Raw genomic sequence first — 22,560 nt, 5'->3', positions numbered from 1 at the left:
ATTGTAACGGCGTGGCCTGAACAATCAGCCTATTGGAAGAATGTCGCCGGATTTCTGGGGGGATTGGGAGTCATCATCACCGCCCTGATCGTGATCGGGCATATCGATATCGGCGGCTTTGCCCTGCTGACGTTTGGATTTTCGTTTCCATCAGCATCTTTCGCCGCGATCGTTGTCTGGGCGTCGTTGCGGGACTGGCCGTCATGTGAGCCGGGAATGACCGATGAAGTGCCGGCCGGGACGATGGGTTTCATCTCGCGTCTGACGGTGCGTCCCCGGCCGAGGCGGCGCGCAGGGCGCGGTCGCCGATGTCGCGCCGCCATACCGCGTCATCCCAATGGATGGCCGGGATGGCCCGATAGGCGCGGGCGCGGGCGTCGCCCAGCGTGCTGCCGGTGGCGCAGACGGTCAGGACCCGGCCGCCAGCCGCGACTAGGCGGCCCTGGTCGTCGCGCCTGGTGCCAGCATGGAAGATGTGGACGCCGGGCTGGGCTTCGGCCTGTTCCAACCCCGTGATCACGCCGCCGGCGCCGGGCTTGCCGGGGTAGCCGCGGGCGGCGAGGACGATGCTGATGGAGTGATCGTCGGAGAAGCGGATGTCGGCCGCGTCCAGCGTGCCGGCGGCGACCGAGGCGAGGGCGGGCAGCAGGTCGGAGCGCAGGCGGATCAGCAGCGCCTGGGCCTCGGGGTCGCCGAAGCGGACATTGTATTCGATCAGCTTCGGGCCGTCCGCCGTCAGCATCAGGCCGGCGAAGATGACGCCGCGAAAGGGCGTGCCGCGGCGGACCATTTCGGCCAGCATCGGGCGGACCAGCAGGTCCAGCGCCGCTTCCTGCCGTGCGCGGTCGAAACCGGCGGGGGGCGAGACCGCGCCCATGCCGCCGGTATTGGGGCCTGTATCGCCCTCGCCGATGCGCTTGTGGTCCTGCGCCGCGCCGATCAGCACGGCGGTTTCGTCGGCGCAGAAGGCGAACAGCGACACTTCGTCGCCCATCAGGCATTCCTCGATCACCACGGACTGCCCGGCGGTGCCCAGGGTGGCGTCGTCCATCATGGACCGGATCGCGTCTTCTGCTTCCGCGACGGTGGTGGCCACCACCACCCCCTTGCCGGCGGCCAGGCCGTCGGCCTTGATGACGATCGGCGCGCCCCGGCGGCGGACGAAGTCCAGCGCCGGGGCGGCGGTATCGAACCGTTCCCACCGGGCGGTGGGAATATCGGCGGCGTCGCAGATTTCCTTGGTGAAGCTCTTGCTGCCTTCCAGCGCGGCGGCGGCGCGGCTGGGGCCGGCGCAGGGAATGCCGGACGCGATGCAGGCATCGGCCAGGCCCGCGACCAGGGGGGCCTCGGGGCCCGGCACCACCAGATCGATCCGCTCGGCCCGGGCGAAGGCCACCAGGGCGGGTACGTCGTCGACGGCGATGGCGACATTGGTGCCCAGCGCGGCGGTGCCCGGGTTGCCGGGCGCGATGAACAGGGCCTCCAGCGCGGGCGAGCGCGCGATCGCCGCCGCCATCGCATGTTCCCGTCCACCCGATCCGACCAGAAGCACCCGCATCACTTCGTTTCCCCGTCCTTCGCACCTCCCCGGGCCTTCCGGGGAGGCCGTCTCTATCATACCCTGCGCCGATGGACGAAACTCTTCGCGCTGCCGGCGGTGCCGGTCCGGGCAATGTGCCCGAATATTCGGTCTCCGAGATTTCGGGGGCGATCCGCCGTACGCTGGAGGGCAATTTCGGCCGCGTGCGGGTGCGGGGCGAGATCACGGAATTCAAGCGTTATCCGTCGGGGCATCTCTATTTCTCGCTCAAGGACGAGGGCGGGAAGATCGCGGGCGTGGTCTGGCGCGGGTCGGTGTCGCGGCTGGGGCTGGTGCCGGAAAACGGGCTGGAGATCATCGCGACGGGCAAGGTTTCGTCCTATGGCGAGCGCTCGTCCTATCAGTTGATCGTCGAGCGGATGGAGTATGCCGGCGAGGGCGCGCTGCTGGCGCGTATCGAGCGGCTGCGGTTGAAGCTGGCCGAAGAAGGGCTGTTCGACGCCGCGCGCAAGCGGGCGCTGCCGTTCCTGCCCGGTGTGATCGGCATCGTCACCTCGGCGCAGGGAGCGGTGCTGCATGATATCCGCACCACCGTGGCCCGGCGTTTCCCCCGCCGGCTGCTGGTCTGGCCGGTCGCCGTGCAGGGCGAGGGCGCGGCGGCGCAGATCGCCGCCGCCGTCGCGGGATTCGATGCGATCGACGGGCGCGGGGCGGTGCCACGCCCCGACGTGCTGATCGTCGCGCGGGGCGGCGGGTCGCTGGAAGACCTGATGGCCTTCAATGACGAGGCCGTGCTGCGGGCCGTGGATGCGTGCCGCATTCCGCTGATTTCGGCCGTGGGGCACGAGACCGACACCACGCTGATCGATTTCGTGTCGGACCGGCGCGCGCCTACCCCCACGGCGGCGGCCGAGATGGCGGTGCCGGCGCGGGCCGACCTGATGGCCGACCTGGCGCATCGGGTCGCGCGCCTGACCAGCGGACTGGCCCGCCTGACGCAGACCGCGCGGCTGCGGCTGGACCGGATGGCGGCGCGGATGCCCGACCTGCCCTCGGTGCTGGCCACCGCGCGGATGCGGGTGGACGATCGGGGCGAGCGGCTGGACCGGGCGCTGCCGGGGCTGATCGAGCGCCGGCGCGCGGCCCTGCTGGCGACCGGACGCATGATGCCCGCGCCGCTGCTGCTGACCGGGCCGGGACGGGCGCGGCTGGATCTGGTGGCCAGCCATCTGCTGTCGGGCCTGCGCCAGACGCTACGCGACCGCCGGGGCCGGACCGACCGGGCGCGGCTGTCGGCGGCACCGCTGGCGGCGATGGTGCGCGAACGGCGGGCGCATCTGAACGGGCTGGCCGGGCGGCTGGAATCGCTGTCGCCCATGGCGGTGCTGGAACGCGGCTACGTGCTGGTGCGCGATCCGTCGGGCGTTGCGGTGACCCGCGCCGCCGACGTGCGGCCGGGAGGGCTGCTGGAACTGACATTCGCCGACGGCGTGGTGAAGGTCCGGGCCGTGGCCGACGGGCCCCAGGGGATGCTCGATCTTTGACCATGGGGATGATAGGACAGGGCCATGAACGAACGTCTCCGGTTTTCATTCGCGGGCGTGCTGCCGGTTCTGGGACTGCTGGCGGGGTGTGCCACGCCCCCCGCGCCGGCGGCGCCTCGGCCGGTACGCCGGCCGCCCATGCAGTTCGCGCCGGGGACGGCAGTGGAAGCGCCGCCGCCCGCCAATGAGGCGCAATTGGTAAACGATCCCTCCGCCCCCCTGGACACACCGCTCTGCGGTGTCGCGGCCCGTGCGGCGCAGGCCATGGCGGCCCGGGTGAATCCAGCGCCCCTGGCGTCGGGCAATGCCTGTGTGGCCAATGCCTGTTTCGACCCGCTGACCGGCACCTATATCGGGGCGGACGGCGAGCGGCATGTTTGCCGGTAGCGCGAATGGAAAAGACAGTATCCGTTCTTTTTTGAAAAAAAGAACCAGAAGATTCTTGATCTGTTTCTTTGGAAAAAGAAGAACTGCCTGCATCGCCGTATAAGCATTATCCGGAAGCCGCGCTCCTTCTGATGCAGGTTGTGATTGACAGCCGCGCCCCTGGGGCAACATCGTCGGAGGAATGAGCGGCCTCACTCCTCCGGATGGCGCCAATGACGGCCTGGCGACCGTTCATGTCTTTCCGCTGCGGCGCATGCTGTCTCTGGACGATGCTGCCCTTTACCTGGGGATTCCCGCGCGCCGGCTGCGTATGCTCGGGCGGCTGAACGCGGGGCCGCGCCCCGCGGCGCGCAACGGGCGGACGCCGATGTATCGGGTCGAGGATCTGGACCGCTATGTCACGCTGCTCTACGGGCGGGCGCGGATCTCGGCGGCGGAGGAGGCACGGCAGCGGCAGGACTGGCGGGGGCGGATCGCGGCGCCGGGGGCGCTGGATGCGCGGGGCCGCCGGGTTCGGATGATCGACCCCTGTATGCAGGCCCTGACGCTGGATGTGCTGGTTTCGGCGGGTGGGCCGATGGGGCTGAAATTGCTGTTCGCCTCGGGGCTGGGGCTGATCTTCCTGTCCCATACGCCGGTGATGTGGCGACTATATGCGATGCTCTGAATGCGATGCTCTGAGGGCAGGCCCGCCGGGGCGGGCGTGGCGTCGGGAACATTTGCATCACGCACCGACGCCACACGCAATAAATGATCCGGAATTACAGCGGAATTATGGCGTGGACGGCGGCGGGGCGACCGGCGGGCCGGGCGGACGCATGGAGGGCTCGGGCGCGCGGGCTCCTGGCGGCGGGGGCGGCACGATCTGGGGCACGTTCGGCGGCAGACCCTGGACATCCATCGGCTGGGCCGGGGGAATGGGCTGGCCGCGATAATAGAGCGGGCCGCGATAGCGCCCCGGCAACTGGGCCGCGTTCAGGCGGTCGACCAGCGAATCGCCGGTGCCGTCGGGATAGGTGGAACGCGGCGTTGGCGAGGCTGGAGCCGGGGCTGGGCGCGCGGACGACGGCGCCGGTGGCAGCGACAGGGCGGCGAGGGCAAGGCACCCGGCAATGGTCCGGCGGCGGGGCGGTCTCATGGCGAAAGGCCTTTCAGGCAGGGGGCGAGGAGGAGAGTATGGCATGGTCCCGGCACCGCCGTCGCGTGGGGCCGCGCGGGTTTGAACGGCCGAGGACTGGTCATGCCCCCGATGATCGGCTAGGCAGGGCGGCATTGCTGTTTTTGCGGCTTCCGGCCTTCGCGCCGTTGCGTTTGCTCCTGCCTTACGGATTGCGATCATGACCGATATGTCCCGGATCTCGTGCCGTCGGCTTCTGGCCGGTTTCTTCGTCGTGACCGGGATGGGCGCCGTCATGACGCCCGCCGTCGCCGCTGCCCCGGCGGCGCATGCGGCCCCCGCCCCCGCCGCGGAACCCGCCGCCGCCCCGGGGCAGCCGCTGCTGCCCGCCCCCCCGGTGCCGGATTTCGCGGCGTTGCCGCCCGGCGCCAAGCCTCCGGCGCCGGTGGTCGGGGTGTTCGACACCGATGCCATCATGCGGCAATCCGTCGCGATCCAGGAAGTCGAGAAGGAAATGGGCACGCGGCGCGATGCCCTGATCCGCGACGTGCGGGCCGAGGAAACGCAGATCCAGGCGCTGCGCCAGCAGATGATGAATGCGGCGCGGCCCGAGGCCGAGGCCCGGCAGCGCAGCTTGCAGCAGCGCGTGGCGGCCGATCAGCGCACCTTCGGCAACCGCAACCGGATTCTGGAGGAAGACATCCAGATCGCGCTGAATCAGGTCCAGCGGGAAATCGGGCAGATCGTGACCAGCGTGGCGAAGGCGCGCGGGCTGACGCTGGTGGTGCAGTCGGGCCTGACCGTACTGCACGGGCCGCAGGTCGATATCAGCGACCAGGTGGCCAGCCGGCTGAACACCATTCTGCCCCATGTCTATCTGCCGGCGGCGAACGAGGACCCGGAAGTGATCGCGAAATCGGGCAAGTTCCCGACCGCGCCGGTGCAGATGACCGACCCCGCGCAGCAGCAGGGGTGAGACGGCCTTTCCTTTGCGCCAGATAAAGGAAGATTATCCCGCCGTCAGGTCCGCCAGGAAGGCCCCGCTGGCGCGGAGCGCGTCGGCCGGGGCCAGGCGCACCTGCACCCCGCGCTGCCCGCCATTGGTGTAGAGATAGGGCAGGTCGGCCGCCTGCCGGGCGAAGGCCGTGGGCACGCGGCGCTTCTGCCCGAACGGGCTGATGCCGCCGACCCGGAAGCCGGTGATGCGTTCGGCATCGGCCGGCTTCATCATCCTGGCACTTTTGCCGCCGAAGGCGGCGGCCAGTTTCTTCATGCTGACTTCGTGGTCGGACGGAACGACGACGCAGACCGCGTTGCCGTCGATTTCCGCCATCAGGGTCTTGAACACGCGGGCCGGCGGCTCGCCGATCGCCTCGGCGGCCTGGACGCCCAGCCTGTCGGCATCGGGGTCGTACGCGTAGGTCACGGCGGTAAAGGCGATCTGGGCACGGGTCAGCGCCAGCGTCGCCGGGGTGCCGTGTGTCTGGGGTTTCCTGGCCATATCCGCGTCATAACAGGATCGGGCGCGCGCGTCAGGCTCTGGCGGGAGCTGCGATCCGCCGGCCGTGCCGGCGTTCGTCGGGGCGGCACAGGGCGGCGATGGCGGCGGCGGCTTCGTCCGGCCCGGGCAGGGTGGACAGGTCGGCGGCGGGCATGGCCTGCACCCGCAGCCGGGTGGCCACCGGTCCGGGATCGTAGAGATTGACCCGGAGCGCCGAGTCGGGGCCGATTTCATCGGCCCAGGTCAGCACCACGGCCTCCATTGCCGCCTTCGAGGCCGCCATCATACCCCAGAAGCTGGCGGGACGGGCGGCATGACCGTCGGTCAGGAACAGGGCGCGGCCGGCTGGGGCGTGCGCCAGCAGCGGCGCGGCGGTGCGGATCAGCCGCCACGTGGCGGTGGCGTTGACCGCCAGCGTGGCCTCCCAGTCGGTGTCGCGCATATGGGTGACGGGGGTCAGCACGCCGAGCATGGCGGCGCAGTGGACCAGCACGTCCAGCCGGCCGAAGCGGGCGGCGATCGAGGGGCCCAGCGCGTCGATCGCCGTGCCGTCCCGCAGATCCATGGGCAGCAGGGTCGCGGGCCGGCCGGTGCGGCGCGCGATCAGGTCGTCGGTTTCCTCCAGCCCGCCCGGGGTGCGGGCGGTGAGGATGCAATGGTGGCCGGCATCGGCCAGGGCCAGGGCGGTGGCGCGGCCGATGCCGCGGCTGGCACCGGTGACCAGCGCCACGCTGCCCGGTGCGGTGCCGCCGGTCATCGCGCCGCCGGGGTCATGCGGCGTCGGAGTGCGGATCGCCGCCGGCGGCCTCGTAATCGACCAGGGCGATCGGGTAGTCGCCGGTGAAGCAGGCATCGCAATAACGGCCCGCCGCCGCTGCGCGGCCCTCGTGCCCCAGGGCGCGGTACAGGCCGTCGAACGAGATGAAGGCCAGGCTGTCGACGCCGATCAGTTCGGCCATTTCCTTCAGGTCGTGGCGGGCGGCCAGCAGCTTGCCGCGTTCTGGCGTGTCGATGCCGTAGAAGCAGGAATGCGTGGTCGGCGGCGAGGAGATGCGCATATGCACCTCGCGCGCGCCGGCCGCGCGGACCATGTCCACGATCTTGCGCGAGGTGGTGCCGCGCACGATCGAATCATCGACCAGCACCACGCGCTTGCCGTCCAGCACCGGGCGGTTGGTCGAATGTTTCAGCTTCACGCCCAGATGGCGGATCTGGTCGGTCGGCTCGATGAAGGTGCGGCCGACATAATGGTTGCGGATGATGCCCAGTTCGAAGGGAATGCCGCTGGCCTTCGCGTAGCCCATGGCCGATGGCACGCCGGAATCCGGCACCGGGACGATTACGTCGGCCTCGACGCCGCTTTCGCGGGCCAGCTCGATGCCGATGCGCTTGCGCGCCTCGTAGACCGGCATGCCGTCCAGCACCGAGTCGGGGCGGGCGAAATAGATATACTCGAACACGCAGAAGCGGGCCTTCTGCTCGCCGAAGGGCTTCACCGACCGCACGCCGTCATTGTCGATGATGACGACCTCGCCCGGCTCGACGTCGCGGACGAATTCCGCGCCCACGATGTCCAGCGCGCAGGTCTCGCTGGCCAGCACCCACGAGGGCGGGGCGGATTCGGTCTCGCCGGGGATGCGGCCCAGGATCAGCGGCCGCACGCCCAGCGGGTCGCGCACGCCGATCAGCGCGTCGCGCGACAGCACCACCAGCGAGTAGGCGCCCAGCACCTGTTTCAGCGCGTCGATCAGCCGGTCGATCACCGAGGCGTAGAGCGAGATCGCGATCAGGTGGATGAACACCTCGCTGTCCGTGGTGGACTGGAAGATGCAGCCCCGGCGCACCAGCGCGCGCTTGAGCGTCTCGGCGTTCGTCAGGTTGCCGTTATGGGCCACCGCCAGGCCGCCGAACTCGAAATCGGCGAACAGCGGCTGCACGTTGCGGATCAGCGTGGCGCCCGTGGTGGCGTAGCGGTTGTGGCCCACCGCGCGGTGGCCGGGCAGGGTGGCCATGACCCGCGCGTCGCCGAAGACGTCGCCCACCAGGCCCAGCCCCTTGTGGGTGTGGAAGCGCTCGCCGTCATACGACACGATGCCCGTGGCTTCCTGCCCGCGATGCTGGAGCGCGTGCAGCCCCAGCGCCGTCAGCGCCGAGGCGTCCTTGACGTTCCAGACGCCGAAGACGCCGCATTCCTCATGCGGCTTGTCGTCGTCGTGCCATTGTGGCGGCACGTCGCCGCACTGGTGGTCCGGCGGACACCCGGCGGCCTGCGGAACGGGGGGGCGGATCGGCATGATCAGGTCTCTCTTTCCTCGGCGGGTGACCGGGGGCAGGGCCCCGCGAAGGGGTCATATCGGGGCGTCATGGCCCGTCTGCACCGGTTGCGCAAGGCGTGCCTGCATGGAAATGGGCAGGAAGGTGCCCAGAAGGAAGGCCCCCCGCGCGACGAGGGGGGTCGCCCGTGCCTGCTGCACCGGCGGCGGCCAGTCCGCCGGGGCGACCTCCGCCGCCACTGCGAGATAGAGCGCGGCCAGCAGAACATAGCCGCGCAGGCCGCCGAACAGCAGGCCCAGCAGGCCGTTCAGCCCGCCCAGCGCCGAATCGCGGACGATCCGGCCGATCAGTTGCGCCGACAGGGTGAAGACGATCAGCAGCCCGATGCAGGGCAGGACGAAGGCGGCGGCCGACGCGACCGTCGGGTTGTCGATCCACGGTGCCAGCGCCTGGCGCACCGGCTCCTGCCACCGCACGGCCAGGACCAGCGCGCCGGCCCAGGTCGCCAGGCCGAGCAGTTCGCGGACCAGGCCGCGCCCCCAGCCGAACAGGGCGGAGGCCGCCACGACCAGGGAAGCCGCCAGATCCACCCAGGCCCCGCTCATGGACCGGGATCGGCCACCCGGTCGGCGGCTGGGAGAAAAGGGACCCGGGACATGATGGGCGGGACGGTCCTTGTGCGATGAGGCTGCGATCCAGGGGCGCTTATGCCACCCCGCGCCCCATCGGGCCAAGGAAAGATCGCGCGGCCGCCATCAGGGCAGCTTGGTGGACTGGATCTTCCACGGGCGGCCCAGGGCGCGCCCGGGCGATCGTCCGGCGCGGCGGCGGGAGGCGGTGTTCAGCATCACCAGCAATTCGCCGACCTGGGTGCGGCGGTCCAGTTCGGTCCAGACGGCGCCGGCGGAGAGATCGCGTGCCGCCCAGATCCGCATCAGGCAGGTCAGCAGATGGGCGCTCTCGCGGATGAGCTGGCCCTTGTCGTCGGCGATCAGCCCGACCAGGCACTGTTCGCCATGCATCCCGAAGGCGCGGGCCAGGCGGTGGATGTCCCGCTCGCCGGGTGGTCCGGCCAGGGCGGCGTCCCGGGACAGGGCCTGCCACAGTGCCTCGACCGCCTGCCGCGCGTCAGGCGGGCCGGACCTGCCGTCAGCCGGCGGCGGAGGAGGAGGACGTGTCATCCGGCGATGATGCCGGGGGGCGGATCATGCGGTCAACAGCGCGGGCGGGCGGCGGAGGGCGGGTCTGCCGTCAGATCGAAAAATATTTCGCCCGCGGATTGAGGACCACCAGCGCCGAGGTCGATTGCTCGGGGTGCAATTGGGAGCCGTCGGTCAGCGAAACGCCGATTCGTTCCGCATCCAGCAGTTTCAGGATCGGTTCCTGGTCCTCCAGCCGGGGGCAGGCGGGATAGCCGAAGGAATAGCGCGATCCGCGATAGCCCTGCTGGAGCAGCTTCGCCATGTCGCGATCGTCCTCGGCGGCGAAGCCCAGCTCGGCACGGATGCGCTTGTGGGTATATTCGGCCATCGCCTCGGCCATCTCGACCGACAGGCCGTGCAGATAGAGGTAATCCTTGTAGCGGTTGGCCTCGAACCATTCGCGCGCCATGTCCGACGCCTTCTGCCCCACGGTGACGACCTGCAACCCGATCACGTCGCGGGCCGCGTCATCCACGTCGCGCACGAAATCGGCGATGCAGTCGCCATTCTCGCGCGGCTGGCGCGGCAGGGTGAAGCGCGCGACCTCGGTGGTGCCGTCCTCGGCGAACAGGATCAGGTCGTTGCCCTGGCCGGCGGCCTTCCAGTAGCCGTAGGCGGCCTGGGGCCGCAGGATGTCCTGCTCCGCCGCCAGCGCCATCATGCGGCGTAGCACCGGCCGCAGCTCCTGCTTCGCCCAGCCCATGAAATCGTCCAGCGAGCGGCCCTGTTTGCGGAAGCCCCACTGGAATTGATACAGCGACCGCTCGTTGAGGAACGGCAGCACGGCATCCGGCGCGGCTTCCAGCACGCGCGTGCCCCAGAAGGGCGGGGTGACGACCGGTTCGTCCCGCGTCAGCCGCTGGCGGCGGGCGCGGGCGGCGGCGGCATCGACGGGGCCGAAGCCGCGCTGCTCCTGCTGGTCCATGTCGCGCGGGCGCGACCGGGTGGCCTTGCCGGCGCGGCGGGCGCGCACGGCGGCCAGGTAGTTGTCGAACTCGCCCCTGGCGACCTGGTCCATCAGCGACAGCCCGTCGAACGCGTCGCGGGCGTAGGCCACGCGGCCGTCGGTGCCGTAGGCGGCGGCGCACTCTTCCTCGACATAATTGCGGGTCAGCGCGGCGCCGCCCAGCAGCACGGGGAGATCGACCCCCTGGCGGGCCATCTCTGCGAGGTTCTCGCGCATGATCACCGTCGACTTGACCAGCAGGCCGGACATGCCCACGGCGTCGGCGCGATGGTCCCGCGCCGCGGCGATCATGTCGGCGACCGGCACCTTGATGCCCAGGTTGACCACCCGGTAGCCGTTGTTGGTCAGGATGATATCGACCAGGTTCTTGCCGATGTCGTGGACGTCGCCCTTGACGGTCGCCAGCACGATGATGCCGCGCGCCTGGCCCTCGACGCGCTCCATGTGCGGCTCCAGATGCGCGACGGCGGCCTTCATCGTCTCGGCCGATTGCAGCACGAAGGGGAGCTGCATCTTGCCGGCGCCGAACAGTTCGCCCACCACCTTCATGCCGTCGAGCAGGATGGTGTTGATGATGTCCAGCGGCGGAATGGTGGCCATCGCCTCGTCGAGATCGGCCTCCAGCCCCTTGCGGTCGCCATCGACGATGCGGTCCTTCAGCCGGCCTTCCACCGTCTCGGCACGGACCTTCTTCACCGCGTCGCCGGCCTTGCGGTCGGCGAACAGTTCCAGCAGGCGTTGCAGCGGGTCGTAGCCCTCGGCACGGCGGTCGAAGATCAGGTCCTCGGCCACTTTCACCTCGTCCTCGGGGATCAGGTGCAGCGGGCGGATCTTGGAGACATGGACGATCGCCGCACTCATGCCCGCGCGCACCGCGTGGTCGAGGAACACCGAGTTCAGCACCGCGCGCGCCGCCGGGTTCAGGCCGAACGAGATGTTGGACAGGCCGAGCACGATCTGGATGTCGGGGAAGCGCTCGTGGATCCGGCGGATGCCCTCCAGCGTCCACAGGCCCAGCTTGCGGTCGTCCTCGACGCCGGTGCCGATGGTGAAGGTCAGCGGGTCGATCATCAGGTCCGACTGCGGCAGGCCGTGGCGGTCGCAGGCGAATTCCACCAGGCGGGTGGCGATGCGCAGCTTGTCCTCGGCCGTCTTGGCCATGCCGACTTCGTCGATCGTCAGCGCCACCACGGCGGCGCCGAACTTGCGGGCCAGGAGCATGCGGTCGTTCGCGTGGCCCTCGCCATCCTCGAAATTGATCGAGTTGATGATCGCCTTGCCGCCATACAGTTTCAGCGCGGCCTCGATCACCGGGGTTTCGGTGGAATCGATGACCAGCGGCGCGTTGACCGAGGCGGTGAAGCGGGTGACGACTTCGTTCATCTCGCGCATTTCGTCCCGGCCGACGAAGGCGGTGCAGACATCCAGCGCGTTGGAGCCCTCGGCCACCTGCTCGCGGCCCACGGCGACGCAGCCGTCCCAGTCGCCTTCTTCCTGGAGGGTGCGCCATTTCTTGGACCCGTTGGCGTTGCAGCGCTCGCCGATCGAGAAATAGCTGTTTTCCTGCCGCAGCGGGACCTGGGTGTACAGGCTGGCGACCGAGGGAATCCACACCGGGCGGCGGACGATCGGGGCGGGGCGGTGGCGGCCGGTGCCCTCGGCACGGCGGCGCAGCATGGCGTCCAGCGCCGCGATATGCGGGGTGGAGGTGCCGCAGCAGCCGCCGACCAGGTTCAGCCCGTCCTCGGTGATGAAGCGCTCCACCCAGCTTGCCATGTCGGCGGGCGAGAGCGGGTAATGGGTCTGGCCGTTGACCAGCTCGGGCAGGCCGGCATTGGGCTGGATGGACAGCAGGCCCGGCCAGTTGGTGGCCAGCCAGCGGACATGCTCGGCCATTTCCTGCGGGCCGGTGGCGCAGTTCAGCCCCATCAGCGGCACGTCCAGCGCGTGGATCGCGGTCGCCGCCGCCGCGATGTCCGGCCCGACCAGAAGCGTGCCGGTGGTTTCCACCGTCACCTGCACGAAGATCGGGGTCGCGGCGCCCAGCTCGGCGCGGGCGATCTTGGCGCCGTTCACCGCCGCCTTGATCTGGAGCGTGTCCTGGCAGGTCTCGATCAGCAGCGCGTCGGCGCTGCCTTCGATCAGGCCCCGGCACTGTTCGGCGATCGCGGCTTCCAGCGTGTCGTAGTCGATATTGCCCAGCGAGGGCAGCTTGGTGCCCGGCCCGATCGAGCCGACCACGTAGCGGTGGCGGCCGTCGGCGAAGCTCTCGGCGGCCTCGCGCGCCAGGTGGGCGGCGGTGCGGTTGATCTCGCGCGCCCGGTCGGTCAGGCCGAATTCGCCCAGTGTGATGGGCGAGCCGCCGAACGAATTGGTCTCGACCATGTCCGCGCCGGCCTCGAAATAGCCGCGATGGATCTCGCGCACCAGGTCGGGGCGGGACAGGTTCAGGATCTCGGTGCAGTTCTCCTGCCCCCAGTAATCGCGCTCGACATCGAGGTCGAGCACCTGGACGCGCGAGCCCATGCCGCCGTCGCAAAGCAGGACCTGGTCACGGAGGGCGTCGAGAAGAGGGGGGCGAGCGGTCATGGAACTGCGGGATCCGGCGAAACGGGTAGGAGGCAGGCTGTTATTCCCGTGGTGCCCTCATGTGTCCAGTTCGTTATGACGGGACGTGGCCATTTCCGCGCATGCGACACCCGGCCGGGCGTGTGAAGGAGGCGTTGATCGTGCGTCGTCAGTCATCCTGGGTTCCTCATCTGGCGGACGGCACGGGGTCGCCGGCCGAACGCCTGGCCGAGGCGCTGGGCGGCGATATCCTGTCGGGCGTGCTGCGGGAGGATGAGCGCCTGCCCGCCCATCGGCCCCTTGCCTGGCGGCTGGGGATCGGGGTCGGCTCGGTGACCCGGGCCTATGCCCTGCTGGAGCGGCGCGGATTGGTGCGCGGCATGCATGGCCGGGGCACCTTCGTCGCCGTGCGGCCCGACCAGGCCGGCCCGATGCTGGACCTGGCGACGAACATGCCGCCGCCCATGTTCGGCGACCGCGCGCTGGCCCGCACGCTGACCCGGCTGGCGAAGCATGTCGATCCGGGCCTGTTCAATGTCTATCCGCCCGTCGCCGGGCATCTGGAGCATCGGCGGATCATGGCGCGCTGGCTGGCGGGGATGGGAATCGCCGTCGCGCCGGAGCGGCTGCTGCTGACCGGCGGGGCGCAGCAGGCGCTGAACGTGGCCGTCCATGTCGCCCGCCGGCATGCCGCCTATGCCGTGGTCGAGGCGCAGACCTATCCCGGCATGCTGGGCGCGATGCGCCAGGCCGGGCTGGAGATTCGCCCCGCGTCGATGGACAACGAGGGCATGCGGCCCGCCGCGCTGGAGCGCATCCTGGCCGGCCGGCGCGACCGGCGCGCGGTCGTCTACCTGACGCCGACGATGCAGAATCCGACCACCGCGACCATGACCGTGGGCCGCCGCCGGGATATCGTGGCGCTGTGCAGGCGGTTCGACGCGCTGATGATCGAGGATGGCGTGTATGTCCATGAGGACGACCCCGCGCGCCCGGCGCTGATGACGCTGGCGCCGGAGCGGACGTTCCATGTCAGCAGCCTGTCGAAGATCCTCAGTCCCGGCCTGCGCATCGGCGCCCTGATCCCGCCCGTCGGCTATGCGGGGGATTGCCTGCGGGCGCTGCTGGCTTCGTCGCTCATGATCGCGCCGCTCTCCTACGCCATGATGGCGCAATGGATGCAGGACGGAACGGCGGAAAGCGTGCGCAACGCCCTGCATGCCGAATCCGTCCGCCGCCAGGCGCTCGTGCTGTCCGTGCTGGGCGCGTGGGCCGTCACGCCATCCTGCCACGCCTTTCACGCCTGGCTGCCCATGCCGGCGGAGTACGCGGCGCGGGTGGTGGCGCATGCGCACCGCCTGGGCGTGACCCTGCCGCCACCCGGCATGTTCGATGCCGGCGACGGCATGCGTGGCGGCGTTCGGCTGGCGTTCGGCAATGTGGCGTTCCGCGCGCTGCCCGAGGCGCTCGGCCGGGTGCGCCAGGCTTGCGCGCGGCGGGCGGAAAACGTGCCGCATGACATGATGGCGATGTCGTGAACGCGGAAGGCCCGGGCCGGGATCCCGCGAATGCAATGATATGATATGTTATCTTTTATGTCCTTTCCAGAAGGATAAAACGCTATTATGAAAATAATATAATTACGCAATTTGAAAAATTTTCTGGAAAAATTCAGGCGCGTTGCCTGAATAGAGAAGGCAATGGTCTCGTTACCGTACAGAGAAACCGAAGACTTTATTCGCTATGCCCTGGACAACGCCGCCATCGTTGCCACTACGGACGTGCAGGGAACGATTACGTTCGTCAACGAAAAATTCAGCCAGATCAGCGGCTATGAGCGGAACGAACTGATAGGATTCAACCATCGGATCCTGCGGTCCGGCGTACATGACGCGCATTTCTTCCGGGCCATGTATCGCAAGATCTCCAGGGGTGAAATCTGGCAGGGAGAAATCTGCAACCGCAGAAAGGATGGAAGCCTCTATTGGGTGGATACCACCATTGTTCCGCATGTTTCGATCGCGGGGAAAGTCGACGGCTATACGGCCATTCGCTTCGACATTACCGCGCGCAAGCGTATCGAGGACGAATTGCGCGCCAGCCGCGCGCATCACCGGGCGATTGCCAATCATGATTTCCTGACCAATCTGCCCAACCGCCGGCGGCTGCGTCACTATATCGATGACCTGGCCGCCAGGGACGGGCGGGCGGGCCGCGGCTTTCACCTGGCGGTTCTCGATATCGATGCTTTCAAGGAAATCAACGATTCCTTCGGGCATGATTCGGGCGATCTCCTGCTCCAGACCGTCGCGTGCCGCCTGCAATCCTTCGTCGCGGATGGCGTTTTCATCGGCCGGCTCGGCGGCGACGAATTCGGGATCGTTCTCGATGGCGTCAGCGATGACGCGGCGCAGGCATTCCATGAGACGATACTGGAAAGCATTCGCGAACCCATCAGGATCGGCGCCGTCACCCGGCATTGTTCCGGCAGCATGGGGTACGCGGCGTTTCCCCGGCATGGCAGGGATGCGACCAGCCTGCTGAAGGCGGCCGATATGGCCCTGTATCATGCCAAGTCCCTGGGGCGGGACCGGCTCGAACTGTTTCATCGCGGCTTGCAGGCCGCCGCCGAGCAGAGATCGCGGGTCTTTCTCGAGATCGAGGCCGGCTTGAAGCGGGGGGAGTTCCAATTCTTCTACCAGCCGATCGTCCACAGGATGCCGGGCACGCCGGTCGGTCTCGAAGCGCTGATGAGATGGCGCCACCCCGATCGCGGGCTTTTGGCGCCCGGCGATTTCGCCGTGGCGTTCGACGATCCGGCCATGCGGGCGACCCTGGGAATGTTCACGCTGGACCGGGTGTTCGACGATATGAAGCTCCTGCGCGACAGGGGCGTGCCGCTCGGCCGGGTGGCGATCAATCTGACCAATTCCGACTTCCGGTCCGAGCAGTTCATGGAGCGTTTTTTCGCGCGGTGCGACGAGACGGGGATCAGGCTCGACCAGATCTGCGTCGAGGTCACGGAGGACATGTTCCTGGGCCGCGACCACAAGCGGGTGGAACTTGGCCTGCACCAGTTCCACGCGGCGGGGGTCGAGGTCGCGCTGGACGATTTCGGCACCGGCTATGCCTCGCTCCGGCATCTGCGCGAACTGCCGATCGATCGCCTGAAGATCGACCGGCGCTTCGTGTCGCATATCACCACATCGCACGAGGACCAGGCCATCGTGAGCGGCGTGATCGATATCGCGCACGGGTTGGGCAAGGTCGTCACCGCCGAAGGGGTCGAAACCGCCAGCCAGGCGCGCATGCTGCTGGGCATGCAGTGCGATTTTCTGCAAGGCTGGTATTTCAGCAAGGCGTGCGATACGACGATTCTTCCTTCCGTCATCAGAAGATTGCCGGAAATGCGCGATGTGCTGAGAGGGTGGCGCGAGGCCTGACTCCGGCGCCTGCCGCGCCCCGCATGGGGCATGGGGAGAGACATCATGCGACGCGAGGACGGCCGGATCGCGCTGGATCTGCTGGATGACGCGGCGTTTGCCCGCCTGCCGGGCGACGGCGTGACGCTGGTGCTGCGCATGGCGGGCACGGCCGGCCATGGCCGATGGCTGGACCAGGTCGTGATGCCGGCGCCCTCGCCGTTCGCCCATCGCGCGGGCTGCGCCTGCTGTGCGCCGGATGGCGCGATCGCCGCCATGCTGGCCGACCTGTTTCGCGCCCGCGTGACCGGGCGGCGCCCGTGGTTCGAACGGGTGATGGTGGTGGTGCCGCCCGGCCTGCTCGTGGGGACGCGGCAGGCGCTGGATGCCAACCGCGTGGTGGCGGCGCGCTATCGCCCGGCCTGGCGGTCCGCCGGGCCGGGGCATTAACCGTCCATTCGTCTTCCGCCCCTAGGATCGCTGCTCGGGGACCAGCGAAGGACGATCCGTGGCGCAGCCAAGTCAGGGGCCAGAACAAGGCAATGAGGCGCGGCCGACGCCGGCGATGATCCGCCTGTACGCGGCGGTCGCGGCGGCGCGGTATCATGGCCTGTCGATGGATATCCGCGATTTCGTCGCCGAGCCCGGCGAGGCCGCGCCCTCGCCGGCGGCGCTGGCGCGCTGGCTGAACGAGTGCGGGGCGGTGGCGCGGGGCATGCGCCTGCGCTGGCGCGACCTGGTGCGGCTGCGCGGCATGCCGCCGATGGTGCTGATGTTTCGCGACGGTTCGGCGGGGCTGATGGTGACGGGCGACCCGGAGCGCGGGGTCGTGTGGCTGCGCGACCCGCTGGGCGACGAGGGCACGCCCCCCGTGCCGCTGGACGAACTGCGTCTGGCGCAGGTCTGGACGGGCGACGTGCTGTTGGTCAAGCGCCGCCGCGACCAGAGCGAGGCCGATGCCCCTCTCAACGCCGCGTGGCTGGGCCGCATGGTGCTGCGCGAGAAGGGGCTGCTGCGTTATATCCTGCTGGCCTCGATGGTGCTGAGCGTGCTGGCGATCTTCCCGCCGCTGATCGTCATGCAGGTGATCGACAAGGTGGTGAATTACCGGTCGTTCTCCACCCTGATCTCGGTCTCGGCGATCCTGGGCGTCATGAGCTTTTACGAAATTCTGCTGACCTATGCGCGGCGGGAACTGGCGCTGGTGGTCACGACGCGGCTGGATACCAGGATCTCGCTGCTGCTGTTCGATCGGCTGCTGTCCCTGCCGCTGGAATTCTTCGAGCGCGAGCAGGCCGGGCAGGTGATCGGCCGCGTATCCGCCATCTACAGGGTGCGCGATTTCATGACCGGCAAGCTGATGAGCACGGTGCTGGACCTGTTCACCCTGGTCGTCGTGTTGCCGTTCCTGTTCTATTTCAGCCCGCCCATGGCCTGGATGACCCTTGCCGCCGCAGGGGGGATCGGGCTGGTGGTGTTCGGCTTCATGCGGCCCGTCGGCTACCTGATCGGCCGCAAGATGGCCGCCGACATGGGGCGGGGCGCGGTGTTGTACGAGACGGTGGCGGGCATCCGCACCGTCAAGACGCTGGCGCTGGAACAGGCGCGGCGCCAGGTGTGGGACGAACGGTCGGCCGAGGCGGCCCTGTGGGGGCTGGCGGCGGGGCGGATGGGCAACATGGCCGCGACCGTGGCCCAGCCGTTCGAGCTTTTCATCAATCGCGGCATCCTGCTGGTCGGGGCGTGGCTGATCCTGACCCATCGCGGCGACATGGCCGGCGGCGCGCTGATGGCGTTCATGATGCTGGGCGGCCGCGTCGCCGCGCCGCTGGTCGGCATGGCGCGGCTGCTGGACGATCTGAGCGAGGTCCGCACCGCTTTGAGCGAGGCCGGCCACGTGCTGAACCAGCCGACCGAGCGCCAGGCCCTGACGACCGGACTGCGCCCCGTCATCCGGGGTGCCCTGTCGTTTCAGGAGGTGCAGTTCACCTATCCCGGTGCCACGACGCGCGCCCTGTCGGGCGTCAGCTTCGAGGTGCCGGCCGGGACGACGCTGGGCCTGGTGGGGCGCAGCGGCTCGGGCAAGTCGACCATCACCCGTCTGCTCCAGGGGGTCAGCCGGTCCTATACCGGGTATCTGCGGCTGGACGGGGTGGACCTGCGCGAGATCAACCTGCTGCATCTGCGCCGGTCGCTTGGCGTGGTGTTGCAGGATAATTTCCTGTTTCGCGGCACCGTGCGCGACAATATCACCGCCGGCCGGCCGGGCCTGACCCTAGATGACGTGATCCGGGCCGCCCGGCTGGCCGGGGCCGAGGAATTCATCGAGCGCATGCCCGCCGGGTACGAGACCTGGATCGAGGAGGGCTCGACCAACATTTCGGGCGGCCAGCGGCAGCGCCTGGCGATCGCCCGCGCGCTGATCTGCGACCCCAGGCTGCTGATCCTGGACGAGGCGACCTCGGCCCTGGACCCGGAGAGCGAGGCCGTGGTCAACGCCAACCTGCAACGCATCGCGCGCGGGCGCACCATGGTCATCGTCTCGCACCGCCTGTCCTCGCTGGTCGATTGCGACCAGATCTGCGTCATGGACCAGGGGCGGGTGGTCGACATCGCGCCGCATGCCGTGCTGCTGGAACGCTGCGCCATCTATCGCGCGCTGTGGCTGCAACAGAACCGGCACGAGGCGGGCGGCCGGGCGCATGCCCATCCGGCGGCGATGCTGGCCGAGGGGGACGCGCCATGACCGCGACCCCGCTGGTGCCGCCCGAAATCGACGCGGTCGAGGCCTATGTCCTGCCCGAGACCGAAGACCGCTCCATGCCCCGCGCCCTGCTGGAGTTCCATTCGCCCAGCCTGGCGCTGATCGACCTGCCGCCCACGGCTTCGGCGCTTTATCTGACATGGATCGTCTCGGCGCTGGCGATCGTGGGGGTGATCGTGATGTCGGTCTTCCCCCTCGATCAGGTGGTGGCCGCGCAGGGGCGGATGGTCTCCACGCAGGCGACGCTGGTGGTCCAGCCGCTGGAAACCGCGATCATCCGCAGCATCGACGTGCAGGAGGGCGATTTCGTCCATAAGGGCCAGGTGCTGGCCCGGCTGGACCCCACCGTGACCGGTGCCGATGTCGAGGATATGGGACAGCAGGCCGATGCCTATGCCGCCCAGGTCGCGCGCCTGACGGCCGAGGCCGACGGCCGGGTGTATACGCCCGATCCCGCCGACGCCGCCGCGGTGCAGGAGGCCGCGGCCTTCGCGCGGCGGCGGGCGGAACTGACCGCCCGGGTCGAGAATTACGACAAGCAGATCGCCGGCGCGCGCAGCGACATGCAGGGCAACCTGGCGGATGCCGCGATGTATGGCGCCCGGGTCCGCGTCGCGGCCGACGTGCTTGCGATGCGCCTGCGCCTGCAACGCGACCAGGTGGGCAGCCGCCTGTCCACCCTTTCGGCGCAGAACGACCTGATGGAGGTCCAACGCGCCCAGATCGCCGCCCGCAAGGCCGCCGACAGCGCCCGCGCCAAGCTGGAGGCGGTGACGGCCGAACGCGATGGCTTCGTCCAGAACTGGAAGGCCACGGTCTATGACGACCTGGCGACCGCGCAGCATCATCTGGCCGATGCGCGCGACGAAGCGCGCAAGGCCGGGCTGCGGCACAGCATGGTGGTGATGCGCGCGGACCGCGACGCCGTGGTGCTGAGCATCGCCGCCCTGTCCGTGGGGTCGGTCATGCAGTCGGGCACGCAATTGATGACCCTGGTGCCGGTCGATAGCGGACTTGAGGTCGAGGCGGCGATCCGGGGCTCGGATGTCGGCTTCATCCGGCCGGGGGACCATGTGCTGCTGAAATTCGCGACCTTCCCCTATACCCAGTATGGCGGGGCCGAGGGCGTCGTCCGCGTCATCAGCGCGGATTCCTTCGCCCCGGGCGAGAGCGGCCATGCCGCGCCGGGATCGCAGGCTGCCTCCGGGCCGGCGGACGCCCAGGGGATGGACGCCTTCTATCGCGCGCGGGTGCGGGTCGACCGCTACACGCTGCATGGCGTGCCGTCCTTCTTCCACGCCCAGCCCGGCATGCCGGTCGAGGCCGATATCCATGTCGGCCGCCGTACCATCATGCAATATCTGATGAATCATCTGGTGCCGGCCGTCACCAATGGCATGCGTGAACCCTAGTTTGGACCCGCGAGCGCACGCCGGATCGCCACCAGCGCGCGTTTGCGGGCCCAAACTCCGCGGTCGTTCGGGCGGCTGCCTGATCCAGGTTGGGCTATGAAGCGGGCTTTGTCGGCGCTGGGGGCGCGGTTTTCCGCGCGGGCGCGGCTGGCGCATGCCCTGCGGCTGATCGAGGACGGGGAGGTGGTGGCCGGGGTGGCGCTGTTGGGCAGCGTGGCCGAAACCGGCATGCCGGAAGCCCAGTTCCGGGTCGGGCGGGCCTATCTGGACGGGACCGGCGTGCCGCCCAGCCTGGTGGAGGGCGCGCGCTGGATGCGGCGCGCGGCCGAGGCCGGATGGGTCGAGGCGCGGCTGGTGCTGGGCACGCTGTATCTGTTCGGCCTGCCGCGCGACGGCATTTCGGATCACGGCGTGCGCTTGGTGGCCGAAACGCCGGACGACCGGGTGCCGGACCCGGTGGAAGCCGCCCGATGGGCCTATCTGGCGGCCGAGGCGGGGTCGCCCGACGCGCAGGCGCTCTATGGCTACATCCTGTTGGACGGGCCGCCCGGCCTGCGCGATCCGGCGGCGGCCGAGGGCTGGTTTTCCCGCGCCGCCGCCGCCGGGTGCCCGCAGGGCCATCTGGGGCTCGGGCTGGTGTGGATGCGCGCGGCCGGCGACGAGGCCGGGCAGGCGCGGGCGGCGGAGGCCCTGCGGGTCGCGGCCGATGCCGGGCTGGGCTCGGCGCAGTTCCTGCTGGGGGCGCTGATCGAGCAGGGACGCGGCGTGGCCCGTGACGAGGCGGCGGCGACCGCGCTGTACGGTCGCGCGGCCGAGGCCGGCGTGCGGGCGGCCCAGGCACGGTTCGGCCTGGCGCTGCTGGAAGGGCGGGGCTGCGCGCGCGATGCGACGCGGGCGGAAAGCTGGCTGCGCCGCGCCGCGCTGGCCGGCGATCGGGAGGCCGCGTCGCTGCTGGGCGACCTGTATGCCAGTGGCGGCACGCTGCCGCCGAATTATGTCGAGGCGGCGCTGTGGTACCGGCGCGCGGCCTCGGCCGGGCACGCGGCGGCCTGGCGGGCGTTGGGGATGCTGGTCCTGACCGGGGCGGGCCAGCCCCGCGACGTGACCGAGGCGGCGCGCTGCTTCCGCCAGGCGGCCGCGCTGGGCGACGGGCGGGCGGGTGCCGATCTGGGCAATCTGCTGCTGGGCCAGGATGTGTCGGAGGACGACCGGCGCGATCTCGGGCGGTATTTCGCCGACGCCGCGGCCGCGGGGGACCCGGTCGCGGCCTTCAATTTCAGCATCTGTCTGACCCATGGGCTGGGGATGGCGCGCGACGAGCCGGCGGCGGCGGCCTGGATGCTGCGTGCCGCAGACGGGGTGGTGAACGCGCAATACTGGTACGGCCGCATGAAGCTGGAGGGGCGCGGCTGCGCGGCCGATACGGCGGCGGGCCGGGGCTGGATCGCGCGGGCGGCCGAGGCCGGCATGGCCGATGCCCAGGTGGCGCTGGCGCAACTGATGCTGACCGGGCGCGGCGGCCCGCGCGACCATGCGGGGGCCGCCGCGCTGTACCGGGCGGCGGCCGAGCAGGGGCAGGTCGATGCCATGTTCTCGCTGGGCGCGATGCTGGGCGGCGGGCATGACCTGCCGGTGGACCGTGGCCAGGCCCAGCACTGGTTTCACATGGCCGCCGAACGCGGCAACGCGCTGGGGCAGTTGATGCTGGGGCGCTACCTGCTGCGCGGGCTGGCCGGTGAGACCGACCCGGCGGAGGCCCGGCGATGGCTGGAGCGCGCGGCCGCGCAGGGCGTGTCCGATGCGGCGGCCGAGCTGGTGCGGCTGGGGCCGGGGCCGGCCGCGCGTGTCGAGACGGGCTGAGT

At 69.8% G+C, this 22,560-nt stretch carries 19 protein-coding genes; 10 read left to right on the top strand and 9 right to left on the bottom strand.

Annotated elements, in window-relative coordinates; all coding sequences use genetic code 11:
• Positions 1 to 29: 29 nt before the first annotated feature.
• Both HLH48_RS04495 and purD read right to left on the bottom strand, forming a co-directional pair.
• The gene (locus HLH48_RS04495) at positions 30 to 254 is read right to left on the bottom strand and encodes a hypothetical protein (RefSeq protein WP_182996310.1); all 225 of its coding nucleotides are present in this window, start codon (positions 252 to 254) and stop codon (positions 30 to 32) included.
• A complete protein-coding gene (gene purD / locus HLH48_RS04490; RefSeq protein ID WP_182996309.1) occupies positions 251 to 1,558 on the bottom strand; it encodes a phosphoribosylamine--glycine ligase in 1,308 nt (435 codons plus the stop codon). Before purD ends, HLH48_RS04495 begins: the two co-directional genes overlap by 4 nt.
• A 71-nt stretch (positions 1,559 to 1,629) precedes the next feature.
• On the opposite strand from purD, the gene xseA reads away from it, so the two are divergent.
• The 3 genes from xseA (at position 1,630) to HLH48_RS04475 (ending at position 4,138) form a co-directional block, all read left to right on the top strand.
• A complete protein-coding gene (gene xseA / locus HLH48_RS04485) occupies positions 1,630 to 3,084 on the top strand; it encodes an exodeoxyribonuclease VII large subunit (protein ID WP_182996308.1) in 1,455 nt (484 codons plus the stop codon).
• Positions 3,085 to 3,108: 24 nt separating this feature from the next.
• A complete protein-coding gene (locus HLH48_RS04480) occupies positions 3,109 to 3,471 on the top strand; it encodes a BA14K family protein (protein ID WP_182996307.1) in 363 nt (120 codons plus the stop codon).
• A gap of 181 nt (positions 3,472 to 3,652) precedes the next feature.
• On the top strand, positions 3,653 to 4,138 hold the full coding sequence (locus tag HLH48_RS04475) for a MerR family transcriptional regulator (protein WP_182996306.1): 486 nt from the start codon (positions 3,653 to 3,655) through the stop codon (positions 4,136 to 4,138).
• Between the two features lie 105 nt (positions 4,139 to 4,243).
• On the opposite strand, the gene HLH48_RS04470 is transcribed toward HLH48_RS04475, so the two are convergent.
• A complete protein-coding gene (locus HLH48_RS04470; RefSeq protein WP_182996305.1) occupies positions 4,244 to 4,609 on the bottom strand; it encodes a hypothetical protein in 366 nt (121 codons plus the stop codon).
• A gap of 199 nt (positions 4,610 to 4,808) precedes the next feature.
• Here HLH48_RS04470 and HLH48_RS04465 point away from each other — a divergent pair, with 199 nt between their 5' ends.
• Complete coding sequence (locus HLH48_RS04465; protein WP_246386881.1) at positions 4,809 to 5,564, top strand: OmpH family outer membrane protein; 756 nt, start codon at positions 4,809 to 4,811, stop codon at positions 5,562 to 5,564.
• A 33-nt stretch (positions 5,565 to 5,597) separates the two neighbouring features.
• On the opposite strand, the gene ybaK is transcribed toward HLH48_RS04465, so the two are convergent.
• From ybaK to metH, 6 genes are all read right to left on the bottom strand, one after another.
• Complete coding sequence (gene ybaK / locus HLH48_RS04460; RefSeq protein ID WP_182996304.1) at positions 5,598 to 6,089, bottom strand: Cys-tRNA(Pro) deacylase; 492 nt, start codon at positions 6,087 to 6,089, stop codon at positions 5,598 to 5,600.
• 31 nt (positions 6,090 to 6,120) lie between these two features.
• A complete protein-coding gene (locus tag HLH48_RS04455) occupies positions 6,121 to 6,846 on the bottom strand; it encodes an SDR family NAD(P)-dependent oxidoreductase (RefSeq protein ID WP_182996303.1) in 726 nt (241 codons plus the stop codon).
• Between the two features lie 13 nt (positions 6,847 to 6,859).
• Positions 6,860 to 8,383: an amidophosphoribosyltransferase gene (purF, locus tag HLH48_RS04450; RefSeq protein ID WP_246386878.1), complete on the bottom strand. Its 1,524-nt coding sequence runs from the start codon at positions 8,381 to 8,383 to the stop codon at positions 6,860 to 6,862.
• A gap of 54 nt (positions 8,384 to 8,437) precedes the next feature.
• Entirely contained in the window at positions 8,438 to 8,968 is a 531-nt protein-coding gene (locus tag HLH48_RS04445) for a CvpA family protein (protein WP_182996302.1), read from the bottom strand.
• Between the two features lie 150 nt (positions 8,969 to 9,118).
• Positions 9,119 to 9,544: a phosphoribosyl-ATP pyrophosphatase gene (locus tag HLH48_RS04440; protein ID WP_182996301.1), complete on the bottom strand. Its 426-nt coding sequence runs from the start codon at positions 9,542 to 9,544 to the stop codon at positions 9,119 to 9,121.
• Between the two features lie 70 nt (positions 9,545 to 9,614).
• Positions 9,615 to 13,121 (bottom strand): methionine synthase, encoded by a 3,507-nt coding sequence (gene metH, locus HLH48_RS04435; protein WP_182996300.1) that lies wholly within the window; start codon positions 13,119 to 13,121, stop codon positions 9,615 to 9,617.
• Between the two features lie 140 nt (positions 13,122 to 13,261).
• Here metH and HLH48_RS04430 point away from each other — a divergent pair, with 140 nt between their 5' ends.
• The 6 genes from HLH48_RS04430 (at position 13,262) to HLH48_RS04405 (ending at position 22,558) form a co-directional block, all read left to right on the top strand.
• Complete coding sequence (locus HLH48_RS04430) at positions 13,262 to 14,638, top strand: aminotransferase-like domain-containing protein (protein WP_182996299.1); 1,377 nt, start codon at positions 13,262 to 13,264, stop codon at positions 14,636 to 14,638.
• A 162-nt stretch (positions 14,639 to 14,800) separates the two neighbouring features.
• Positions 14,801 to 16,543: a putative bifunctional diguanylate cyclase/phosphodiesterase gene (locus HLH48_RS04425; protein WP_182996298.1), complete on the top strand. Its 1,743-nt coding sequence runs from the start codon at positions 14,801 to 14,803 to the stop codon at positions 16,541 to 16,543.
• A 45-nt stretch (positions 16,544 to 16,588) separates the two neighbouring features.
• Positions 16,589 to 16,972: a hypothetical protein gene (locus HLH48_RS04420; RefSeq protein ID WP_182996297.1), complete on the top strand. Its 384-nt coding sequence runs from the start codon at positions 16,589 to 16,591 to the stop codon at positions 16,970 to 16,972.
• A gap of 115 nt (positions 16,973 to 17,087) precedes the next feature.
• Positions 17,088 to 19,268 carry a peptidase domain-containing ABC transporter gene (locus HLH48_RS04415; protein ID WP_182996413.1) on the top strand — a complete coding sequence of 727 codons (2,181 nt, stop codon included), beginning with the start codon at positions 17,088 to 17,090 and terminating at the stop codon, positions 19,266 to 19,268.
• Positions 19,265 to 20,698, top strand: coding sequence for an HlyD family type I secretion periplasmic adaptor subunit (locus HLH48_RS04410; protein WP_182996296.1), 1,434 nt, complete (start codon positions 19,265 to 19,267; stop codon positions 20,696 to 20,698). The genes HLH48_RS04415 and HLH48_RS04410 overlap by 4 nt, the downstream gene beginning before the upstream one ends.
• A 96-nt stretch (positions 20,699 to 20,794) precedes the next feature.
• The gene (locus HLH48_RS04405) at positions 20,795 to 22,558 is read left to right on the top strand and encodes an SEL1-like repeat protein (protein WP_182996295.1); all 1,764 of its coding nucleotides are present in this window, start codon (positions 20,795 to 20,797) and stop codon (positions 22,556 to 22,558) included.
• Positions 22,559 to 22,560 lie beyond the last annotated feature (2 nt).

The organism is Gluconacetobacter sacchari (assembly GCF_014174255.1).
Classification (GTDB): Bacteria; Pseudomonadota; Alphaproteobacteria; order Acetobacterales; family Acetobacteraceae; genus Gluconacetobacter; species Gluconacetobacter sacchari.
Note: the sequence above shows the minus strand (reverse complement) of the source record. Positions and strands in the feature narration are given on the sequence as shown.

What these genes read in the sequence shown, in the direction of transcription:
- HLH48_RS04495 (WP_182996310.1), bottom strand. Translation starts at nt 254, where the DNA reads ATGAAACCCATCGTCCCGGCCGGCACTTCATCGGTCATTCCCGGCTCA.
- purD (WP_182996309.1), bottom strand. Translation starts at nt 1,558, where the DNA reads ATGCGGGTGCTTCTGGTCGGATCGGGTGGACGGGAACATGCGATGGCG.
- xseA (WP_182996308.1), top strand. Translation starts at nt 1,630, where the DNA reads ATGGACGAAACTCTTCGCGCTGCCGGCGGTGCCGGTCCGGGCAATGTG.
- HLH48_RS04480 (WP_182996307.1), top strand. Translation starts at nt 3,109, where the DNA reads ATGAACGAACGTCTCCGGTTTTCATTCGCGGGCGTGCTGCCGGTTCTG.
- HLH48_RS04475 (WP_182996306.1), top strand. Translation starts at nt 3,653, where the DNA reads ATGAGCGGCCTCACTCCTCCGGATGGCGCCAATGACGGCCTGGCGACC.
- HLH48_RS04470 (WP_182996305.1), bottom strand. Translation starts at nt 4,609, where the DNA reads ATGAGACCGCCCCGCCGCCGGACCATTGCCGGGTGCCTTGCCCTCGCC.
- HLH48_RS04465 (WP_246386881.1), top strand. Translation starts at nt 4,809, where the DNA reads ATGACCGATATGTCCCGGATCTCGTGCCGTCGGCTTCTGGCCGGTTTC.
- ybaK (WP_182996304.1), bottom strand. Translation starts at nt 6,089, where the DNA reads ATGGCCAGGAAACCCCAGACACACGGCACCCCGGCGACGCTGGCGCTG.
- HLH48_RS04455 (WP_182996303.1), bottom strand. Translation starts at nt 6,846, where the DNA reads ATGACCGGCGGCACCGCACCGGGCAGCGTGGCGCTGGTCACCGGTGCC.
- purF (WP_246386878.1), bottom strand. Translation starts at nt 8,383, where the DNA reads ATGCCGATCCGCCCCCCCGTTCCGCAGGCCGCCGGGTGTCCGCCGGAC.
- HLH48_RS04445 (WP_182996302.1), bottom strand. Translation starts at nt 8,968, where the DNA reads ATGAGCGGGGCCTGGGTGGATCTGGCGGCTTCCCTGGTCGTGGCGGCC.
- HLH48_RS04440 (WP_182996301.1), bottom strand. Translation starts at nt 9,544, where the DNA reads ATGACACGTCCTCCTCCTCCGCCGCCGGCTGACGGCAGGTCCGGCCCG.
- metH (WP_182996300.1), bottom strand. Translation starts at nt 13,121, where the DNA reads ATGACCGCTCGCCCCCCTCTTCTCGACGCCCTCCGTGACCAGGTCCTG.
- HLH48_RS04425 (WP_182996298.1), top strand. Translation starts at nt 14,801, where the DNA reads ATGGTCTCGTTACCGTACAGAGAAACCGAAGACTTTATTCGCTATGCC.
- HLH48_RS04420 (WP_182996297.1), top strand. Translation starts at nt 16,589, where the DNA reads ATGCGACGCGAGGACGGCCGGATCGCGCTGGATCTGCTGGATGACGCG.
- HLH48_RS04415 (WP_182996413.1), top strand. Translation starts at nt 17,088, where the DNA reads ATGATCCGCCTGTACGCGGCGGTCGCGGCGGCGCGGTATCATGGCCTG.
- HLH48_RS04410 (WP_182996296.1), top strand. Translation starts at nt 19,265, where the DNA reads ATGACCGCGACCCCGCTGGTGCCGCCCGAAATCGACGCGGTCGAGGCC.
- HLH48_RS04405 (WP_182996295.1), top strand. Translation starts at nt 20,795, where the DNA reads ATGAAGCGGGCTTTGTCGGCGCTGGGGGCGCGGTTTTCCGCGCGGGCG.